The 1,465-nt window shown below is 66.2% G+C and carries 2 protein-coding genes; both read left to right on the forward strand.

The window, feature by feature from the left end; genetic code table 11:
• The first annotated feature begins 416 nt into the window (after positions 1–416).
• Positions 417–845: a hypothetical protein gene (locus Y707_RS0102225; protein ID WP_026533876.1), complete on the forward strand. Its 429-nt coding sequence runs from the start codon at positions 417–419 to the stop codon at positions 843–845.
• Between the two features lie 252 nt (positions 846–1,097).
• A partial coding sequence (locus tag Y707_RS0102230; protein ID WP_035780006.1) for a DNA-binding protein occupies positions 1,098–1,465 on the forward strand: 368 nt, incomplete at its 3' end.

The following is a 1,465-nucleotide window of genomic DNA, read 5'->3' on the forward strand; positions in this document are numbered from 1 at the left end:
TGCCGGCAACGGCAGGAGAGCTGCCCGACAAGGACCGCAAACCCTACCCCGCCTGGACCCAATAAGGGCCCTCGGGTTGCTGCTCCCGGCCTGATTCTGGTCGGGAGCAGCAATCGGGCAGAATCAGCAGAGGGTTGACAACATCATTGAGACTCCTTCGGATCGTACGTGCCCGCTCCACCGGCTCGACGGCTGACGCCGCTGCAGAACCCGGGCAATGCCGCCACGGCGCTTCGCTTATTTCCTTACCGGCATTGTCCGGCTCCTTTGCCCTGTCGGGTTGGACCCGCCTCCGTCGTGCACAGCTACGCAAGCTCCGCCAGCAGGCAAAAACAAGCCGGGGGAGAGGAGCAACCGAATCTGCTGGTCACCACGGGTTACCCGCCTCCACATATTTGCGAATAAGGGAGCACACCATGCAGACCGCAACGAAAACACCGTTCACGACCGCCGACACCGGCGAGGCCATCACCGCACCGGCGGTGCCGGCCGATGACCGCACCGGGGACGGCTGCGACTGGATCGACACCCTGGAGGGGACCGCCTGGTCGGTGTTGCCCAACTGGGGAACCGAAGGCTGGGGTGCCGGGGCCTGGCCGCTGATCATCCTCGCTGTGACCCGCACGGCCGATGCGGCCGGTGAACTGTTCGGCCTCGGCGTGTACGTCGAAGGAGACACCACAACGACCTATTACCGCACCCAGTCAGCGCACTTCGAAGCGATCACCGCGGAAGTGTTCTTCCACTGGAACATGGGCCAGGCAGACGGACCGGAAAACCTCCCCGCAACCGCCGCAGAACTCCCCGCCCACTACCGGCGCCCCTACACAGCCCACAGCAGCTGACACCACTGCAGAGCAGCCGTCCCGGGGTCCCGGGCGCCCCCGGGACGGCTGCTCTTCCCCCGGCAGAGGGTAGGTGCACCGCTTCGGACGGGATCGGACCTCGCTCCGCTCGGACAGTGCCTCCTATCCGGGGGCCCGGCCTGGATGCGTGCCGGGTCATATCTGCCCCGCTAATTTGGCGCATAGGCTGGAAAAGTAGTAATAGTAGTAATATACTTACTACTAAACGTACTGATCCGGCGGAGGGAAGTCATGGCAGAGAGCAGCAAAGAGCGGGTGTATGCCGCGGCGGCGCGTATCGGCGCCGACCGCGTCCCCACGGTCACGGCCGTACGTGAGGCGGCCGGGGTGTCCATGGCGGACGCCTCCCGCTACCTGAGGCAGTGGAAGGAGGACGCAGTGGCGGCCACGGCGGCCGTTGTCGCTGCGCCGGGCGCGTTGACCGATCAGGCGCAGAAGCTGGCCGGGACCATCTGGGCCGAAGCGGTCCGGTTGGCGGGGGAGGACCACCGCGCCGCGCAGGCTGCGTGGGAGGCCGAGAAAAAGGCGCTGGGTCAGGAGATCGACGAACTGGTCACCGCCGCCGACAGTGCCGAAGCGCAGCACCGTACCGCACTGGA

Origin of the sequence: Arthrobacter sp. H14, assembly GCF_000520495.1 — a bacterium.
GTDB lineage: Bacteria > Actinomycetota > Actinomycetes > Actinomycetales > Micrococcaceae > Arthrobacter_C.

Excerpts from the sequence above, each read along its gene's own strand:
- Y707_RS0102225 (WP_026533876.1), top strand. The coding sequence starts at position 417 with ATGCAGACCGCAACGAAAACACCGTTCACGACCGCCGACACCGGCGAG.